The sequence below is a fragment of the Sphingopyxis sp. genome, from assembly GCF_965279725.1.
GTDB lineage: Bacteria > Pseudomonadota > Alphaproteobacteria > Sphingomonadales > Sphingomonadaceae > Sphingopyxis.
The window spans coordinates 43,180-60,868 of sequence record NZ_CBDIIL010000002.1 but is presented as its reverse complement, the minus strand read 5'-3'; the positions used below and the strand labels follow the sequence as shown (position 1 = coordinate 60,868).

Genomic DNA, 17,689 nt, shown 5'->3' with positions numbered 1-17,689 from the left:
ACGGACGGTGCAAACCATCAAGCCGCGAGACAGGCATCCGACATCACAAGAGCGGAATGAATTTTTGGCGTCGACTATCCCAATGCCTCGTAAGGGCATCAAATTTCAACCGATACGGCTCCCACATTTCTCGCCGACGAAGAGTCTCGCCAGCCTATCCAAAGCCGTCGCTGCCCTGACATTTTTCCTCGGCGACCGTCCGTCGGCGATGCACCGGTACCCGTAAACGCGAGACGTTGATTCGCTATCCATATATACGAAGATCGAAGCGCCTCTTCCCGCCTGGCGCGGTCACTCGCAGATGCGATGCGATCGGGTTCCAAGACCTGGCCCACTCATAGCCATCAGACTCGTTTATCATTTACAATCGCGATTGGCCGAATCGACGTTCTTTTATTCCGTTCCAAGCCTTCTCAACATAGCGCAACGCCACCGCCGCAAAATTTTCTTACTTTCGCCAGATAATCCGGGGCCTTGGCTGACTGTTGCCAAAATGGCACAGCGTCGCGGCATTGACGCTGAACTTCCCCAAAAATGTCATACGGGGCTTGTACTAGTACATCTTTATCGGCTTTCTTGCGGGCAACCCGTTCACTCCACCTTTTTGAACGGCAACCGGGGAAACACATCATGAAGAAGACTAGCCTGCTGGTGCGGGGCTCTGCCCTGTCTCTCGCTTTGTTCAGTGCAATGCCGGCGATGGCCCAGGACGACACCGTTCCTGCGGAAGAAGCAGCCGACGTTGCTGCCGAGGGCTCTATCGTCGTCACCGGGTCGCGCATCCGCCGCCCGAACCTCGAATCGACCGTGCCGATCACTTCGATCAGCGGCGAAACCTTCTTTCAGCAGGGCCAGACCAACATCGGCGACACCCTGAACGACCTGCCGCAGCTGCGCAGCACCTTCGCTCAGCAGAATCCGGGTCTCGGCATCGGCATCGCTGGTCTGAACCTGCTCGATCTTCGCGGTCTTGGCACCCAGCGTACGCTGGTGCTGGTCAACGGCCGCCGTCACGTTCCTGCGGACATCCTGAACAACGCTGTTTCGGTTGACGTCAACACCATCCCGAACGATCTGATCGAGCGCGTCGATATTGTTACCGGCGGCAACTCGGCCATTTACGGCTCGGACGCGATCGCCGGCGTCGTCAACTTCGTCCTGCGCCGCGACTATGAAGGTATCCAGCTGCGCGCCCAGGCCGGCGTCACTGGCGAAGGCTTTGGCGCCAACCAGTTTATTTCGGGAATGGTCGGCAAGAACTTTGCCGAAGACCGCGGCAACATCACGCTGCACGCTGAATATGCTCGCACCGACCGCGTATTCGCGTCGGACGTTCCGGCATTCCGAACCAACGACAACTTTGCCATCATCGATGCCGATGGTGGTGCGGGTATCGTGAACGGTGGAGACGGTTTTCCCGATCGCCAGTTCTTCCGCGGCCTCAGCTCAACGACCATCCATTTCAACGGTCTGATCCCGATCAACCAGCGTGCGAACGACACAGCGACCCCTGCTTTCGAAGGCGGCGCTTGCGGCAACGCGACGACTGCCAACAATGGCGGCACAAACAGCGTTGGCGTGCCGTTCAGCTGCACCTACATCTTCAACGACGCCGGCCGTTTGGTCCAGCAGACCGGCGCCCGCTTCGGCACCGGTATCAACAGCGGCATTGTCGGCGGCAATGGCCAGACCGGCCGCGAGGGCAAGACGGTATCGATCCTGCCGTTCACCGAACGCTATAACTTCAACCTTCTGTCGCGCTTCGAATTCTCGCCGGCGGCAGAGCTGTTCGTCGAAGGCAAGTGGAACCGCGTCAACGCGCTCGGCAACAACGCCGGACCGTCGTTCAACCAAGGTACCGGCGGCACGGCCGACTTTCGCGAGCGGGTACGTCTTGATAACCCGTTCCTCAATCCGGCCGATCGCACCACGCTCGCTAACCTGATCCTGGCGTCGGGTTGCCGTAGTGATCTTCAGGTCGCCTGCCCTGCGGCTGGCAACCTGACGGCGACCGATATTGCGAACATCGCCAACGGCAGCTTCCGCGTCGTGAATGCGCGCAACCTGCTCGACGTGGGCCTGCGCGACGAAAAGTTCCAGCGTGACACGTGGCGCGTTGTTGGCGGCCTGCGCGGCACGTTCAACGATGACTGGAGCTACGAAATCTCCGGCAACTACGGCAAGTTCCGCGAAAGCATCACGACCGACGGCTATATCGATCGTCAGCGCTTTGCCTTGGCAATGGACGCCGGTCGCAACCCGGTCACTGGCGCGATCCAGTGCCGTTCGCAGTTCGACCCCGCATCGGCTGTGCCGCTCGTCGGCTTCACGCCCACCCCGGCCACCGCAAACGCCGCTCGTTTGGCGGCCGACATCGCGGCTTGCGTTCCCTACAACCCCTTCGGTTCGCCCGACAATTCGGCGTCGGTGAATTATTTCTCGAACGAATTCACGGTCAAATCGGGTCTGTCGCAGTTCGTCGCTTCGGGCTTTGTCTCGGGTGACACCAGCGGCTTCTTCAACCTCCCGGGCGGCCCGGTCCGCTTCGCAGTTGGCGCCGAATATCGCGAGGAAAAGGCATTTTACGAACAGGACCCGTTCGTGACCAATGGCTTTACCAATGGCGTTTCGATCCCGAGCTTCCGTCCCGACACGTTCAAGGTCAAGGAAGCTTACGGCGAAATCCAGATCCCGCTGCTCAAGGAAATGCCGTTTGCGCATGAACTGACCGTCAGCGGTGCCGGACGCGTTGCCAAATATCAGGGTGAAGTCGGCACGGTGTATTCTTACAACGCTGGTCTCGATTATGCGCCTGTTGAGGATGTGCGGTTCCGTGCAAACTACAGCCGTGCGGTGCGTGCACCGAACGTCTCGGAAACCGGCTTCCCGCTCGTTCCGAACTTCTTCAACAACTTCACCGATCCGTGTAACCCGGCGGTCATCGGCACGGGCGTTCGCGCCGCAAACTGCGCAGCTGATCTGGGACCGTTGCTGGCCAACCTGACCAACATCACCCAGTCGCTGCCGATCGTCAGCGGTTCGAACCCGAACCTGACTGCCGAAACGTCGGACAGCTACACCTATGGCGTCGTCCTTCAGCCCCGTTTCATTCCGGGTCTGAATGTGTCGGTCGACTATTACGACATCACGGTGAACAACATCATCGGGACCGTCGGGGTGCAGACGATCGTCAACCAGTGCTATGACTCGCCGACGCTGGACAATGTGTTCTGTAGCCAGTTTACGCGTTATCGTGGCACGGGTCCCGGTCCGCTCGGCGAAGTTCCGGGTCGCATTCTCGGCAACTCGCTGATCAATGCTCCGCTGAACTTTGCCAAGCGTGTGCGCCGCGGCATCGACGTGAACGCTTCCTATCGCCGCGACATCGGCGAAATCGCCTTCAACACCAACTTGATCTACACCCACGCTCTGGAGAACAGCAACTTCCAGGATCCGACCAATCCGAACTTCGAAACCCGGATCCTCGGCCAGCTGGGCGATCCGAAAGACGAGTTCCGCTGGGACTTCGACTTTGGCGTCGGGCCGGTGACCTTCGGATATCGCATGCGTTACATCGGGCCGATGTACTACAACGCCTATGCGACGCTGTTCCCGCTCAACGGTCAGGTTCCGACGGACATCGATGCCTTCCCGGACACGAAGTTTAACTCGGTCATGTATCACGACCTGCGCGTCGACTTCGACGTCGATAACAATGCTGGCGGACTCAAGTTCTACGTCGGTGTCGACAACGTGCTCGACAAGGGCGTGCCGCAGGGCGCAACCACTGCAACCGGCGCAGGCAGTGCGATTTACAGCTTCCGCGGTCGCAACTTCTATGCAGGTGCCCGCGCTCGCTTCTGATCGAGAGCCACCGCAAAAGATTTGGGGGGTCGGAGCCATGCTTCGGCCCCCTTTTCTTTTTGCCGCAGGAAAACCATAGTCGGCCGGGAGGCATCATTTTGGCACTGACGAATCACGACGCCGAGCGATTGGCCAGATCGGGGGTTCAAGCGCTTCAGGGCGGCCGCTCCGCCGAGGCACGGCGAAACTTCGAGGCGATCACGCAAAGCGGGCGTGCCAATGCTCAGATATGGCTTTTGCTCGCGGTGGCCTGCCGCGCCGACACCGACGCGTTAGCCGAAGAGGCCGCGCTCGACCAATTGCTCGCGCTAGAACCGCACGCGGTTCGGGGCCTCATCATGAAGGGTGACTGCCGCGCAGGAGCAGATGATGAACGCGCCGCACTCCGCCTTTATGAAATGGCCCTTCGCATTGCGGCGCAACAGGAACTGCCGGATGACCTTCGGGTCGAGATGCAGCGCGCCGAAATATGGGTGGCGGCGCTCAAAGAACAAATTGTCGACCGGCGAGAAACCACATTAAACGCACGGGGGTGGCCGGAGAATCTTCGGAGCGCGCGCTTCCAGCAATCAATCGACATACTGGCCGGACGCAAACGCATCTTTGTTCAGGAACCAACGGCCTATTATTTTCCCGAACTGCCGCAAATCCAGTTTTACGATCGGGCTCTTTTCGATTGGGTTCCGGCAGTGGAGGCCGCCGCAGCGACGATAAAAGCGGAACTGACATCCTTGCTGGCCGACGGCCTTGAGGGCTTTCGCCCTTACATCCAGTCCGAAGCAGATCAGGCGCGCGCCAACCCCCTTCTCGACAATCGCGACTGGAGCGCGCTTTTCCTTTGCGAGAATGGCCGGCGTTCCGATGACGTCATCGCGCGGTGTCCGTCCGCCATGGCTGCGGTGCAATCGGCGCCCCTTCCCTATATCGCCAATTCGCCGACGGTGATGTTTTCCCTCCTGCGACCCGGCGCGCGAATTGCGCCGCATACGGGTATGCACAACGCGCGGCTGACCTGTCATTTGCCGCTGGTCGTTCCGCCCAATTGCCGCTTCCGGGTCGGAAACGACGTGCGCGAATGGGAAGAAGGCAAGCTGATGATTTTCGACGACACGATCGAGCATGAAGCATGGAACGACAGCGATGAGGATCGGTTTGTACTGATTTTCGACATCTGGCGTCCAGAGCTCAGCGATCAGGAACGCGAACAGGTCGCTGCGGTGTTCCTGGGTGCGGCAGACGCCTAGCTCATGCGCAACGTAGATATAATCGACCACGCCAACGCTTTGCTCGATGCTCGCCAAGCTCAGACCGCGGTCGATTTGATCGTCGATGCCGCCAAACGCGGCAACGGCGATGTCGACGAACGAAGTCGGCACGCCGGCCTCTCGGTAACCCGCGGCGAAAAATGGATCTGCACCCGCTGGATTCGCGCGCGGGACTTCGATCCTTGGGGCATGCGCCCCGCCAAAACTTAGCGCCAGACGCGCTCGAACCGATCGCCCAGCCCGGTGAGCAATTCATATTGCGACAGCCCGCTGCGCGCCGCGACAATGGGCAGATCATAGTCGAGGCTCAGCCAGTCGCCTTCGACGATGCTCCCGGCATCGCTTGCGTCAAACGTCGTCAGATCCATCGACACGCGGCCGATCAGCGGCAGCTTGCGCGTTTGCCACGTTGCACCGCCGCTTCCGGCGTGACAGCGCAGATAACCGTCGGCGTAGCCGAGGTTGGCAACCGCGATCCGGCTGTCGCGGGCCGCTGTCCACGTCGTCCCATAGCCCACCGTCTCGCCCGTGGGGACCGTTCGAAGTTGCAATACTCGCGCTGCCGGAAAGACGACCTGGCGGATATGACCTGTCGCCTCGCCGCGCGGTATGCCGCCATAGAGCGCGATGCCCGGACGCGTCAGGTCGAAACCATAGTCGGCACCGAGACAGATGCCCGCGCTGTTCGCAAGGCTGTAGCGGCGCGCCGGGATGCCGTCGCGAAGCGCGCGAAACGCGCCAAGCTGCTGCGTATTTTGCGGACTATCCTCGTCAGCCGACGCCAGATGGCTGAGCAAGGTTTCGATCGTCAGCCCGTCGAGCGCTCCGCCCAGCGCCGCTTCGGCGCGCAGCCCCAACCGGTTCATGCCGGTATCGACCATGACGTCGCACGGCCGCCCCTCGCCCGCTTCGCGCCAGCGCCGGACCTGTTCGACACTATTCAGCACCGGTCGCGCCGGGAGCAAGCGCGCGGCGACCATGTCGTCGGCGCCGACCCCGTGCAGGACCGAAAGCGAAACGCCTGCGGGCAGCGGCATCAGCGCCGCGGCCTCGGCCCAAGTGGCGACGAAAAAGTCGCGGCAACCCGCCGCGGCAAGATGTCGCATCACGTCGCGCGCGCCCAGCCCATAGCCATCGGCCTTCAGTGCCGCGCCGCACGCCGCCGCGCCGCCCTGCGCCGCCAGCCAACGCCAGTTAGCGACCAGCGCCTCGCGATCGAGATACAGACGGAGCGGCGACGGCACGGCAATCATGCTTCGCCCCTATACGGGTTCGCGGGCGGCGCCAATGGGTTGGATCAGGTGACGGGCGGCACGCCGGGCACCGCCTTGTCCCACTGTCCCTCGACCGGATCCTTCAGCATGAAGGCGGCAACCAGGAAAGCGATCAGCACCACGCCCCAGGTGTACCAAAGCCCGGCATACGCATTGCCCGTCTTGGCAATGATAAAGCTCGCGATCAGCGGCAGGAAACCGCCGAAATAGCCGGTACCGATATGATAGGGGATCGACAGCGACGAATAGCGCACGTGCGGGGGGAACATTTCGGACAACAGCGCCGCGACGGGGCCATAGGTAAAGCCCGACAGCGCGCTCAGGCCCAGCAGCGCGAGGAAGATGACGACGATGCTGCCCCAGCTTGGGATCTGCTTGGCGAAATCATATCCCATCGCCTCCAGCGCGGGTTGCAGCAACGCCGGGTCTTCGCTTGCGACTTCGCGGTCACCGATGCGGATCGTGACGCTGTCGAAGCCGCCCTTGGTCACCGCGACCTTATATGGCACGCCCAGCTTGGTCAGTTCACCAAGGGTGCGGCCGCAGGCGGTCGCCTGTTTCTGCGCGAAGGGATCGAAACTGCACTGCGATCCCATGACGGTCACCGGCGCGCGCGCGGCCGCCGCCTGCAACGACGGATTGGCGACGCTGCCCATCCACCAGAACAGCGGGAACAGCAGGACGAGCGTCGCCGCATAGCCCCAGACGATCGGTTTCCGGCGCCCGATCCGATCGGACAGATGGCCGGCCCAGATGAAAAAGCCCATGCCGAACGCCGCGGCAAAGCCGACGATGATCTCGGAGGCGGTATCCTCGACCTTCATCGGCCCCTTCAGGAACGCGAGGCCCGAGAACATCGCGGTGTACCAGATGACGGTCAGGCCGGCGGCGATGCCGAACAGCGCGATAAAGATGCGGCGCGGGTTGCCGGGATAGGTAAAGCTTTCCTTCAGCGGATTCTTGGCCAGCTCGCCCTGCGCCTTCATCGCCTGGAACACCGGGCTTTCTGACAGTTTCAGCCGCATCCACAGCGAAATCGCCAGCAGGATCAGCGACAGCAGGAACGGCACGCGCCAGCCCCAGCTTTCCCACACTGCGTCGGGCATCAGCGCCTTGCACCCCAGCACGACGATCAGGCTGAGCACAAAGCCGCCGACGACGCTCGCCTGGATGAAGCTGGTATAAAAACCGCGTTTGCCGGGCGGCGAATGTTCGGCGACGTAAACCGCGGCGCCGCCATATTCACCGCCGAGAGCGAGCCCCTGCAGGATGCGCAGCAAGATGATGATGATCGGCGCCGCGATGCCGATCGTGGCGGCGGACGGGATCATGCCAACGCCTGCGGTCGCAATGCCCATCAGGGTGACGGTGACGAGAAACGTATATTTGCGCCCCAGCCGGTCGCCAAGGAAACCGAACAGCACGGCGCCGAGCGGACGAAAGCCGAACCCGACCGCAAACCCTGCCCAGACGAGCAAGGTTTCCAGCGTCGCATTATCGCTGGGGAAAAAGGCCTTGCCGATGATCGCGGCAAGGGTGCCGTAGATGAAGAAATCATACCATTCGAACACGGTCCCTGCCGATGATGCGGCAATGACCATGCGGATTTCTTTCTTGGTCGGCTCGTATGCGGCGCCTGCGGCACTGGCTTCGGTCATGACTTTCTGGCTCCCCCACCCCGTCGGGCTTGTCACTTTTCCGATCGCATCGAGCGAAGTCGAGATGCCGTGAAGGCATTGTCCGACGACGGGTGTTCGACTTCGCTCGACACGAACGGTTACGCTACGTCTAGTTACACCGCAGCGTGGCGCAAGCCTTCTTGGCGTAGGGCGATTCCGGTGACAGACTGCGCAAATGCAGTTCATCGACCTCTCGATCCCGATCACCAACGACGTCATCTCCGACCCGCCGGTGATGCGGCCCAACATCACCTATATGACCCACGAGAATACGTGGGAACAGATCGCGATGTTCTTTCCCGGCCTGACCAAGGATGACTTGCCCGATGGTGAAGGCTGGGCGGTGGAAAGCCTGACCCTGTCGACCCACAATGGCACCCATATGGATGCGCCGTGGCATTATCATTCGACCACCGACAGCGGCGCGTCCCCCGCCCCGTCGATTGACGAAGCGCCGCTCGACCTGTTCTTCCGTCCGGGCGTGAAGCTGGACTTCTCAGACCGCCCGCACGGCGACGTCATCAACGGCGCCGAGGTCGAAGCCGAACTTGCGCGGATCGGGCATGATCTCCAGCCGCTCGACATCGTCCTCGTCCAGTCGGGCGCGGTGTACGGCACCGACAATTTCACCGACCAGGGCTGCGGCATGGGCGCCGAAGCGACCCTTTACTTGACCGAACGCGGCGTGCAGGTCGTCGGCACCGATGCCTGGAGCTGGGACGCGCCGTTCAGCCACACCGCCAAGCGCTGGGCCGAAACGCGCGACCCGAAGATTATCTGGGAAGGCCATAAGGCGGGGCGCATCCGGCCCTATTATCAGATCGAAAAATTAACGAACCTGTCGGCCATCCCCGCGACGGGTTTCACCTTCAGCTGCTTTCCCGTGAAGATCGAGCGCGCGAGCGCGGGGTGGATCCGTGCGGTGGCGCTGGTCGAGGATTGAAGCTCGGACGCTGTTTTAGGCGTCATTGGATGGCCGGCTAACGACCATTTTAGGATATTCTTCTCCCCTCCCGCTTGCGGGAGGGGACAAGCGAACGTCCGCTTCCCACCCCAAACCCGTCATCAGCTGCGCCTACAAATTCACCGTCACCAGCATCCACAAAGTCCAAGCACCCAGCGCCAACAACGTGCCGAAGGTCGCGACGACGCCGATCTGGCGCGGCACCGGTGCCTTGCCGGGAGTTATCTTCGCATACAGCCCCGCGATATGCGCGACGCGACCGATCAGGAAGATCGCGCCGATGACCATCAGCCCCATGTGATTGGCGCGCGCGCTTTCCAGCAGGCCGAGCAGGATGATCGTGATAGGCGCATATTCGGCCAGATTGCCGTGACTGCGGCTCGCACTGATCAGCTTGGCGTCGCCATGGTCGCCGAACGCGGCCTGAACGCGTAGCCGCTGGCGCACCGTGTCAATCGCGGTCGCGAGCAGCAGCAGCGCACATATGGCCGCGACAAAGGCGGTTACCGGTAAAGTCATCGTCTCATCTCCCCCATGGTCCTGCGCACCAGCCTAGCCGACCGGGCGCCGTTTGCCACCGGCAATCGCAGCTATGGATTGGGCGTCTTGCCCAGTTTCGCGCCGAGGAATTCGAGGACGCGCGCTGACACCGGCATGCGGCTGACTTTGTCGCCCAGGCTGACCGCGCCCATCGGGTAGAAATGCCCGAATCCCGGCACCCATGCGATCTCGGCGGCGACGCCCTTCCCCGCCAGCGCCGCGGCGGTGTGCCGGGTGCCGTTGATCACCCCTGCAAAATCATTCTGCCCCAGGATCAGCAGCGCGGGCGCCATACCGCTCTGCGTCGTTTCGTATAGATTATAGCCGCTGATCCCGCCCGACAGCGACACCACTGCCTTGACCGGGACGCCGATACCATAAGCGGTGTTAAGCGCGGTAATCGCGCCCGCCGAAAAGCCGCCAAGCGCCAGACGCTCGCCATCGATGCCGAACTCCGCGGCGCGGGCACGCACGAAATTGGCGGCCATCGCCATATCGTCGGCGGCGGCAAAGGTGGTGTGCCAATAATGGGTCAGCGTGGTGTCGTCGAACGGCGCCAGCCCCATCAACCGGCGCACCTCCTCGATCCGCTCGATATTTTGCGGCGCCATGTTCACCGCCATCGGCACGATGCGTTTCTCGTCGAGCGGGCGGACCAGCCCCGGCACTTCCTGGATCAGGCGATAGTCTATCGAAAAACAGGCGTAGCCCGCGGCAGCAAAGGTGCGGCAATAGTCAGCCATCGAGCTGTCCTGCGCGCCGTCGCCGGTGAAATGCATCTCGCCCTTGTCGCCGCGGTGAAACGCGCCGCCGAACGCCATGACGATCGCCGGACGATCGGTCAGCGGCTTGCCGTCCGCGACCGGGCGATAGGCATCGAGCAACAGATCGCGCGCGTTGGCGCCGTCCGCCGCCACCCCGACCGGGGCGCGGCCGTAAACGATGTCGCGCTTCACCATGACGTCATAGTCGCGCTTGGCCGGTTCTTGCGCTGTCGCGGTCGGCGCGACCAGCGCCGCACCGATCGCCGCCGCTATCATCGTTGCCCGAAACCCCATTGCCCATCTCCCCTGATTATGTTTTGCGCCAAGCCTGTGCCATGCTGGGCGGGCTCGACAAGTGGGCGGTAGCTAAACGCTTGTGCGGACCCACGCCGCATCGGAAATGGTCTAGCCCGCCGCGCGATCAGAAAAGCCGCGACCCATTCGGCACCGGGACATCGGGCGCAAACAGGATCACCGCGCCCGTCGCGTCGGCAAAACCGAGCGTCAGCACTTCGGACAGATATTTGCCAATCTGGCGCGGCGGGAAATTGACGACCGCGGCGATCTGACGCCCGACGAGTTCATCCAACGTGTAGCGATCGACGATCTGGGCGCTGCTCTTCTTGATCCCGATCGCGGGGCCGAAATCGATCTTCAGCTTGAATGCCGGCTTGCGCGCTTCAGGGAAAGGCTCGGCCTCGACGATGGTACCGATCCGGATGTCGACCTTCAGGAAGTCGTCGAAGGGGATGGGGTCGGCTGCGGCAGCGTCGGTTTCGTGGTTCAGGTGCATTCATCAAACTCCGTTCCAACCGTGTCCCTGCGAAGGCAGGGATCCATCTCCGGTCGGTTCCAGATAGAGCCGACCGGAGATGGGCTCCTGCCTTCGCAGGAGCGCAGACCGGGCTATTCCATCTCCAAAATCACTGCATCGACCGCCAGGCTGTCGCCTTGCGCCGCGTTGACGCTCTTCACCGTCCCCGATTTTTCGGCGCGCAGGATATTCTCCATCTTCATCGCCTCGACCGTCGCCAGCGGCTGCCCCGCCTCGACCTTGTCGCCCGCGCCGACGTGCAGCGCGACGAGCAGGCCGGGCATCGGGCAGATCAGGAAGCGCGACAGATCGGGCGGGATCTTTTCGATCATATGCCGGGTCAGCGGAGCGACATGCCACGGCAGCACCCGCACATCATGGATGCGTCCGCGTGTCGTCATCCGCCAGCCAGCGCGGGTCTTGGCGACCTTGACCGCCAGTTCGCTATCGTCGATCTCGGCAATCACCAGCCGGTCGCCGGGGGTATATTCCAGCGCGATGTCGATCTTGTCGTCATCCACCTTGATATGCTTCTGCCCCAGCTTCACCTTGTGCTCGACGCCGCCGACCGTGACCTGCCACTTGGCGGGCGGATCGAGCCGGTCGCCGAGCTGGCCGTCGGTGCGCCGCGCCCGGTCGGCCTCGGCGCTAGCCATAAAGCCAGCGATCGCAGCCAGCGCGCGAACGATATGATCCTCGGTCGCGGCGCCGTGGAAACCGTCGGGATATTCCTCGGCAATGAAGCCGGTCGTCAGCTCGCCCGAGCGGAAGCGCGGGTGCTGCATGATCGCCGACACGAAATCGATATTATGGCCCAGCCCCTCGATCTCGAAACGATCGAGCGCCGCGATTTGCTTGTCGGCGGCTTCGTCGCGCGTTTCGCCCCACGTCACCAGCTTGGCGATCATTGGGTCATAGAAAATCGACACTTCCCCGCCCTCTTCCACGCCAGCATCGACGCGCACGCCATCCTCGCCGCGCGCATTGCCTGCCCATGCCGGAACCGGCGTGCGATAACGCACGAGCCGCCCCGTCGAGGGCAGGAAGCCGCGATAGGGGTCTTCGGCATAGACGCGGTTCTCGATCGCCCAGCCGTCGATCTTGATATCGTCCTGCGTCATCTCGAGCTTTTCGCCCGCCGCGACGCGGATCATCTGTTCGACCAGATCGATGCCGGTGATCGCCTCGGTCACCGGATGCTCGACTTGCAGCCGCGTGTTCATTTCGAGGAAGTAGAAGCTCTCGCCCGTCGGGTCGGCGCCCGACACGATCAGCTCGACCGTACCCGCGCTATAATATCCTACCGCCTTCGACAGCGCGACGCATTGTTCACCCATCGCTTTACGCATTTTTTCGGTGACGAAGGGCGAAGGCGCTTCCTCGACCACCTTCTGGTGGCGGCGCTGGATCGAACATTCGCGCTCGTTGAGATACAGGATATTGCCGTGCTGATCGCCAAGGATCTGGATTTCGATATGGCGCGGGTTGAGGATGAATTTCTCAATAAACACGCGGTCGTCGCCGAAGCGAGTTCAAGCCCCTCACGTTTCGTGGCCTCGAAACCTTCGCGTACATCCTGCTCATTATAGGCAAGCCGCATCCCCTTGCCGCCGCCGCCCGCCGACGCCTTCATCATCACCGGATAGCCGATTTCGTTCCGAAATCCGCACCGCATGTTCGGTGTCGTCGATCTCGCCGACAAAACCGGGGACGACATTGACGCCTGCTGCCATTGCCAGTTTCTTAGACTCGATCTTGTCGCCCATTGCGGCAATCGCGTTCACCGGCGGGCCGATGAAGGCGATGCCGTCCTTCGCCAGCGCCTCGGCAAAGCTGGTCCGCTCCGACAAAAAGCCATAGCCCGGATGTACCGCCTCGGCGCCCGTCGCCTTGCACGCAGCGATGATCTTGTCGGCGATCAGATAGGATTCAGACGCGGGCGATGGCCCGATATGCACCGCCTCATCCGCCATCTGCACAAAGGGCGCGCGCGCATCGGCGTCCGAATAAACGGCAACGGTCGCGATGCCCATGCGGCGCGCGGTCTTGATGGCGCGGCAGGCGATTTCACCGCGGTTGGCGATCAGGATCTTCTTGAACATGCTAAGCTATTTTCCCACCAAAGGACGTAAATGTTCGATGCGTTCGCGCGTCATGTCGGTTCGGCATCCGATATAGATCAGCGGATAGATTGTTCCGCCGCGTCCCTCTAGATCGGCATATGCTGCGCATTGCGCGTCGCGAAACGCCAGCCACGCATTTTGCGCTTTTTGGGCAATATCGAGCCGGGGTTCGAGATGATCGTCGAACTGCCTGTCCTGGCGCCCCAAATCATCGGCAATGTCGCGCCACAGCGAATTGAGCTCGCGGTCCGCGCGGTCGAAACTTCGGTTGGCGCATTGGACCATCTCGACGGTGTTGCCGCCGCAGTCGGGATCGACCGCTGCTGCCTCGGGATCGGCGCCGAGGGCCAGCAACAGTGCGAACATCATCGCCCCGCCCCTCTATGCAGGACGAACGGACCGATCGGCATCGTGAAAAGGGGATGATGCGGCGCCATCAATATTCGGCAATCAACGCTTTGAGTTCGGCGGTCCGCGCTTCGGTCAGCGTCGCCAGGCAGCCGCTGATGACCATCGGTTCTGCCGAACCGCCGCGCATCGTATAGCCTTCGGCGTCGCATTGCCGGTCGCGATAGGTCAGCCAGGCGCGCTGTGCTGCGAGCAAGGTCTCATAATAGCCGGGCCGCTTGTCGTAGCTGCGGTCGAAACCCTTATCCTGCGCTTTCATCGCCGCGGCGGTCAGCTTCCACTGCGCGTTGAGCGCCGCATCGGCGCGCTCATATTCCTGATAGGCGCAGGCGTTCAGGTCGGGTTGCGCCATCGCGTTTTCGCAATCTACCGCAGGATCCTGAGCAGCCGCGACAAGCATCAGCAGCGAGGTGAGTATCATTCGGTCGTCTCCTTCGGCGCCGGTTCGGCGGCAGCGGTGCGATACAGGCGGCCGATCTGCCGCGCCCAATAGAGAATCAGCGCGAGCGCCGCGATCCACAGCAAATTCTCGACCCACAGTGGTCCGCCCGCTTCCCTACCCAGCCGTGCGCGCTGCATATCGCCCGCCGCCACACCCAGCGCGCAGGAGGCGGGAAGCAGGAACAGCGACATCAGCAGGGCGAGGAGCGGCTTTCGCGTCACTCGGCGGCTTCCATCGCCTGCCCTTGGCGCATCGGCTCTTCGCCTTCCATCGGCCGCAGCCCCAGCTTCGCGAACAACGCCGCGTCCTTGCTGTCGCCCGCATTCGCCGTCGTCAGCAGCTTGTCGCCGGTGAAGATGCTGTTCGCGCCCGCCATGAAGCACAAAGCCTGCGTCGCCTCCGACATGCTCTCGCGGCCCGCCGACAGGCGAACCATGCTGCGCGGCATCGTGATCCGCGCCACCGCGACGGTGCGGACGAATTCGATGTCGTCGATCTTGGCGAGCGGGGTGTCAGCCAGCATGTCGCCGAGCACGGTGCCCTTCACCGGCACCAGCGCGTTGATCGGCACGCTGCCCGGATGTTCGGGCAGCGTCGCCAGCACATGGATAAATCCAACGCGGTCGGCGCGGGTTTCGCCCATCCCGACGATGCCGCCGCTGCACACATTGATCCCCGCCTGCCGCACTTCCTCCAGCGTATCCAGCCGCTCGTCGAACGTCCGCGTCGTGATGACATTGCCGTAATTTTCGGGCGAGGTGTCGATGTTGTGGTTGTAATAATCGAGCCCCGCCACCGCGAGCTGCTGCGCCTGTTCCTTGCTCAGCATGCCCAGCGTCATGCAGGTTTCCATGCCCATCGCGCGCACGCCCTCGACCATTTCGACGATCGCGGGCATGTCGCGGTCCTTGGGGTTGCGCCAGGCGGCGCCCATGCAGAAACGCTGCGATCCCGAATCCTTCGCCTGCGCCGCGGCTTGCAGCACCGCGCGGACGTCCATCAGCTTGGTGGCTTTCAGGCCAGTGTCGGCATGCTTCGACTGCGAGCAATAACCGCAATCTTCGACACAGCCGCCAGTCTTGATGCTGAGCAGGGTGCACAGCTGAATCTCGCCGCGCGCGTGGTGGCGGCGGTGGGCGCTTTGCGCCTCCCACATCAGTTCGTCGAACGGCAGATCGAAGAGGGTGGCAATTTCGTCGCGCGTCCAGTCGGTCCTGCTCTCCCCTCCCGCTTGCGGGAGGGGCAGCGAGACTTGCGAACGCAGTTCGTTAGTCGCAGCGGGGTGGGCATCTCGGGTGCTGGAGCTCGCTTCGCTCGCGCCCACCCCTAGCCCCTCCCGCAAGCGGGAGGGGGACTTGATCAGTTCTTTACTCACGCAGCTTCTCCCAACGGCGGCATATTATGCCCCAGCAAGCGCAGCACGTCGGCCGCGCATTCGACAACATTCGAACCCGGGCCGTAAATCCCCTGCACCCCGGCATCGCGCAGATAATCATAGTCCTGCGGCGGGATCACCCCGCCCGCGATCACCTTGATGTCGGTGCGGCCGGCTTCGCGCAGCTTGTTGATCAATTCGGGGATAAGTGTCTTGTGCCCCGCCGCCAGGCTCGACGCGCCGACGACGTCGACGCCGCTGTCGAGCGCCAGCACCACCGTTTCGTCGGGGGTCTGGAACAGCGGTCCCGACACGATGTCGAAACCCATGTCGCCGAACGCCGATGCGATGACATTGGCGCCGCGATCATGGCCATCCTGCCCCATCTTGGCGACCAGCAGCTTGGGTCTGCGCCCAAGCCGCCGCGTCACCGCCTCGACCCCGTCGAGGACCTGCGCCCAGCGCGCGTCGCCTTCATAGGGCGCGGCATAGACGCCCTTCACCGGGGTCGGCTGGGTACCATAGCGGTCGAAACTTTCTTCCATCGCCGAGCTGATTTCGCCGAGCGTCGCGCGCGCGCGCGCCGCTTCGACCGCGAGCGCAAGCAGGTTGTTATCGATACTCGACGGCTTTGCCGCGCCATCGCGCAGCGCGTTTAGCGCGGCCTGACACGCCGCCTCGTCACGCTCGGCCTTGGTTTTCCTGATCCGCGCAATCTGCCCCTCGCGCACCTTGGCATTATCGATGTCGAGCGTTTCGAGGAGATCCTCGTCTTGCTTGCGATATTTGTTCACCCCGACGATCACATCGTCACCGCGATCGACCCGCGCTTGCCGCGCCGCCGCCGCGGTTTCGATCATCGCCTTGGGCCAACCCGCCGCAACCGCCTTGGCCATGCCGCCTTCGGACTGGACGCGGTCGATGATTTCCTGCGCCGCGTCGACCAGCTGCTGGGTCAGTGCCTCGACATAGTAACTGCCGCCGAGCGGATCGACGACCTTCGTCATCCCCGTTTCTTCCTGGATGACGATCTGGGTATTACGCGCAATACGCGCCGAGAAATCGGTGGGCAGCGCGATCGCCTCGTCGAGCGCGTTGGTGTGCAGCGATTGGGTGCCGCCCAGCATCGCCGCCATCGCCTCGATCGTCGTGCGCATCACATTGTTGTACGGGTCCTGCTCGGTCAGCGACACGCCGCTGGTCTGGCAGTGGGTGCGCAGCATCTTCGACCGCTCGTCCTGCGCGCCCAAGGTGGTCATCGCGCGATGCCACAGCACCCGCGCCGCGCGCAGCTTGGCGATTTCCATGAAGAAATTCATTCCGATCGCGAAAAAGAAGCTCAGCCGCCCGGCGAACTTGTCGATATCGAGCCCCGACGCCACGCCATATTTCACATATTCCATGCCGTCGGCGATGGTGAAGGCCAGCTCCTGCACCTGCGTCGCGCCGGCTTCCTGCATATGATAGCCGGAGATCGAGATGCTGTTGAACTTCGGCATCTCGCGCGACGTGTAGCCGAAGATATCGCTGATGATCCGCATCGATGGCTCGGGGGGGTAGATATAGGTGTTGCGGACCATGAACTCCTTCAGGATGTCGTTCTGGATCGTCCCGTCGAGCAGCTTGCGATCGACCCCCTGCTCCTCGCCCGCGACGATGAAGAACGCCAGGATCGGGATCACCGCGCCGTTCATCGTCATAGACACCGACATCTGGTCGAGCGGGATGCCGTCGAACAGGATCTTCATATCCTCGACGCTGTCGATCGCGACCCCCGCCTTGCCGACATCGCCGGTGACGCGCGGATGGTCGCTGTCATAACCGCGGTGGGTGGCGAGATCGAAGGCGACGCTGAGGCCTTTCTGCCCGGCGGCCAGGTTGCGGCGATAAAAGGCGTTCGATTCCTCGGCGGTCGAAAAGCCCGCATATTGCCGGATCGTCCACGGCCGCCCCGCATACATCGACGCCCGCACGCCGCGGGTGAAGGGCGCGAAGCCGGGCAGGCCCGGGTCGGTCTGCACGTCCTCCGCCGTATAGAGCGGCTTGACGTCGATCCCCTCGGCGGTGTGCCAGATGAGGTCCTTGCCTTTGACTTCCTTGTCGGCGGCGGCGGCCCATTGGTCGATGGTCGGTTTGTCGGTCATATGCGGTCTCGTTCTTTCTCTTCGTCATGCCGG

14 protein-coding genes and 1 pseudogene are annotated in these 17,689 nt (G+C 62.7%); 4 read left to right on the top strand and 11 right to left on the bottom strand.

The window, feature by feature from the left end; genetic code table 11:
* The first annotated feature begins 630 nt into the window (after nt 1–630).
* The 3 genes from ACQY6T_RS04680 to ACQY6T_RS04670 all read left to right on the top strand — a co-directional run bounded on the left by ACQY6T_RS04680 (nt 631) and on the right by ACQY6T_RS04670 (nt 5,339).
* Nucleotides 631–3,864 (top strand): TonB-dependent receptor domain-containing protein, encoded by a 3,234-nt coding sequence (locus ACQY6T_RS04680; RefSeq protein ID WP_428628993.1) that lies wholly within the window; start codon nt 631–633, stop codon nt 3,862–3,864.
* A 98-nt stretch (nt 3,865–3,962) separates the two neighbouring features.
* Nucleotides 3,963–5,108, top strand: a complete 1,146-nt coding sequence (locus tag ACQY6T_RS04675) for an aspartyl/asparaginyl beta-hydroxylase domain-containing protein (protein ID WP_428628990.1) — start codon at nt 3,963–3,965, stop codon at nt 5,106–5,108.
* A 75-nt stretch (nt 5,109–5,183) separates the two neighbouring features.
* On the top strand, nt 5,184–5,339 hold the full coding sequence (locus tag ACQY6T_RS04670; protein WP_428628989.1) for a hypothetical protein: 156 nt from the start codon (nt 5,184–5,186) through the stop codon (nt 5,337–5,339).
* On the opposite strand, the gene ACQY6T_RS04665 is transcribed toward ACQY6T_RS04670, so the two are convergent.
* Both ACQY6T_RS04665 and ACQY6T_RS04660 read right to left on the bottom strand, forming a co-directional pair.
* On the bottom strand, nt 5,336–6,382 hold the full coding sequence (locus ACQY6T_RS04665; RefSeq protein ID WP_428628986.1) for an alanine racemase: 1,047 nt from the start codon (nt 6,380–6,382) through the stop codon (nt 5,336–5,338). The genes ACQY6T_RS04670 and ACQY6T_RS04665 overlap by 4 nt on opposite strands.
* Nucleotides 6,383–6,426: 44 nt before the next feature.
* The gene (locus ACQY6T_RS04660) at nt 6,427–8,061 is read right to left on the bottom strand and encodes an MFS transporter (protein ID WP_428628984.1); all 1,635 of its coding nucleotides are present in this window, start codon (nt 8,059–8,061) and stop codon (nt 6,427–6,429) included.
* 196 nt (nt 8,062–8,257) lie between these two features.
* Between ACQY6T_RS04660 and ACQY6T_RS04655 the strand changes: the two genes are divergently transcribed.
* The gene (locus tag ACQY6T_RS04655; RefSeq protein WP_428628982.1) at nt 8,258–9,025 is read left to right on the top strand and encodes a cyclase family protein; all 768 of its coding nucleotides are present in this window, start codon (nt 8,258–8,260) and stop codon (nt 9,023–9,025) included.
* Between the two features lie 132 nt (nt 9,026–9,157).
* On the opposite strand, the gene ACQY6T_RS04650 is transcribed toward ACQY6T_RS04655, so the two are convergent.
* The 9 genes and pseudogenes from ACQY6T_RS04650 to scpA all read right to left on the bottom strand — a co-directional run bounded on the left by ACQY6T_RS04650 (nt 9,158) and on the right by scpA (nt 17,656).
* A complete protein-coding gene (locus ACQY6T_RS04650) occupies nt 9,158–9,565 on the bottom strand; it encodes an MAPEG family protein (protein WP_428628979.1) in 408 nt (135 codons plus the stop codon).
* A gap of 71 nt (nt 9,566–9,636) precedes the next feature.
* Nucleotides 9,637–10,644 (bottom strand): alpha/beta hydrolase, encoded by a 1,008-nt coding sequence (locus ACQY6T_RS04645; protein ID WP_428628977.1) that lies wholly within the window; start codon nt 10,642–10,644, stop codon nt 9,637–9,639.
* Nucleotides 10,645–10,771: 127 nt separating this feature from the next.
* Entirely contained in the window at nt 10,772–11,143 is a 372-nt protein-coding gene (locus ACQY6T_RS04640; protein WP_428628974.1) for a tRNA-binding protein, read from the bottom strand.
* A 113-nt stretch (nt 11,144–11,256) separates the two neighbouring features.
* Nucleotides 11,257–13,266, bottom strand: a pseudogene (locus tag ACQY6T_RS04635) (biotin carboxylase N-terminal domain-containing protein).
* Nucleotides 13,267–13,272: 6 nt separating this feature from the next.
* Complete coding sequence (locus ACQY6T_RS04630) at nt 13,273–13,656, bottom strand: lysozyme inhibitor LprI family protein (protein ID WP_428628972.1); 384 nt, start codon at nt 13,654–13,656, stop codon at nt 13,273–13,275.
* A 67-nt stretch (nt 13,657–13,723) separates the two neighbouring features.
* Nucleotides 13,724–14,116 (bottom strand): lysozyme inhibitor LprI family protein, encoded by a 393-nt coding sequence (locus tag ACQY6T_RS04625; protein ID WP_428628970.1) that lies wholly within the window; start codon nt 14,114–14,116, stop codon nt 13,724–13,726.
* Nucleotides 14,113–14,358 carry a hypothetical protein gene (locus ACQY6T_RS04620; RefSeq protein WP_428628967.1) on the bottom strand — a complete coding sequence of 82 codons (246 nt, stop codon included), beginning with the start codon at nt 14,356–14,358 and terminating at the stop codon, nt 14,113–14,115. The genes ACQY6T_RS04625 and ACQY6T_RS04620 overlap by 4 nt, the downstream gene beginning before the upstream one ends.
* On the bottom strand, nt 14,355–15,383 hold the full coding sequence (gene bioB / locus ACQY6T_RS04615; RefSeq protein WP_428630376.1) for a biotin synthase BioB: 1,029 nt from the start codon (nt 15,381–15,383) through the stop codon (nt 14,355–14,357). Before bioB ends, ACQY6T_RS04620 begins: the two co-directional genes overlap by 4 nt.
* 125 nt (nt 15,384–15,508) lie before the next feature.
* The gene (gene scpA / locus ACQY6T_RS04610) at nt 15,509–17,656 is read right to left on the bottom strand and encodes a methylmalonyl-CoA mutase (RefSeq protein WP_428628965.1); all 2,148 of its coding nucleotides are present in this window, start codon (nt 17,654–17,656) and stop codon (nt 15,509–15,511) included.
* Between the last annotated feature and the right edge of the window lie 33 nt (nt 17,657–17,689).

Excerpts from the sequence above, each read along its gene's own strand:
- ACQY6T_RS04680 (WP_428628993.1), top strand. The coding sequence starts at position 631 with ATGAAGAAGACTAGCCTGCTGGTGCGGGGCTCTGCCCTGTCTCTCGCT.
- ACQY6T_RS04665 (WP_428628986.1), bottom strand. The coding sequence starts at position 6,382 with ATGATTGCCGTGCCGTCGCCGCTCCGTCTGTATCTCGATCGCGAGGCG.
- ACQY6T_RS04660 (WP_428628984.1), bottom strand. The coding sequence starts at position 8,061 with ATGACCGAAGCCAGTGCCGCAGGCGCCGCATACGAGCCGACCAAGAAA.
- ACQY6T_RS04655 (WP_428628982.1), top strand. The coding sequence starts at position 8,258 with ATGCAGTTCATCGACCTCTCGATCCCGATCACCAACGACGTCATCTCC.
- ACQY6T_RS04650 (WP_428628979.1), bottom strand. The coding sequence starts at position 9,565 with ATGACTTTACCGGTAACCGCCTTTGTCGCGGCCATATGTGCGCTGCTG.
- ACQY6T_RS04645 (WP_428628977.1), bottom strand. The coding sequence starts at position 10,644 with ATGGGGTTTCGGGCAACGATGATAGCGGCGGCGATCGGTGCGGCGCTG.
- ACQY6T_RS04640 (WP_428628974.1), bottom strand. The coding sequence starts at position 11,143 with ATGCACCTGAACCACGAAACCGACGCTGCCGCAGCCGACCCCATCCCC.
- ACQY6T_RS04630 (WP_428628972.1), bottom strand. The coding sequence starts at position 13,656 with ATGATGTTCGCACTGTTGCTGGCCCTCGGCGCCGATCCCGAGGCAGCA.
- ACQY6T_RS04625 (WP_428628970.1), bottom strand. The coding sequence starts at position 14,116 with ATGATACTCACCTCGCTGCTGATGCTTGTCGCGGCTGCTCAGGATCCT.
- scpA (WP_428628965.1), bottom strand. The coding sequence starts at position 17,656 with ATGACCGACAAACCGACCATCGACCAATGGGCCGCCGCCGCCGACAAG.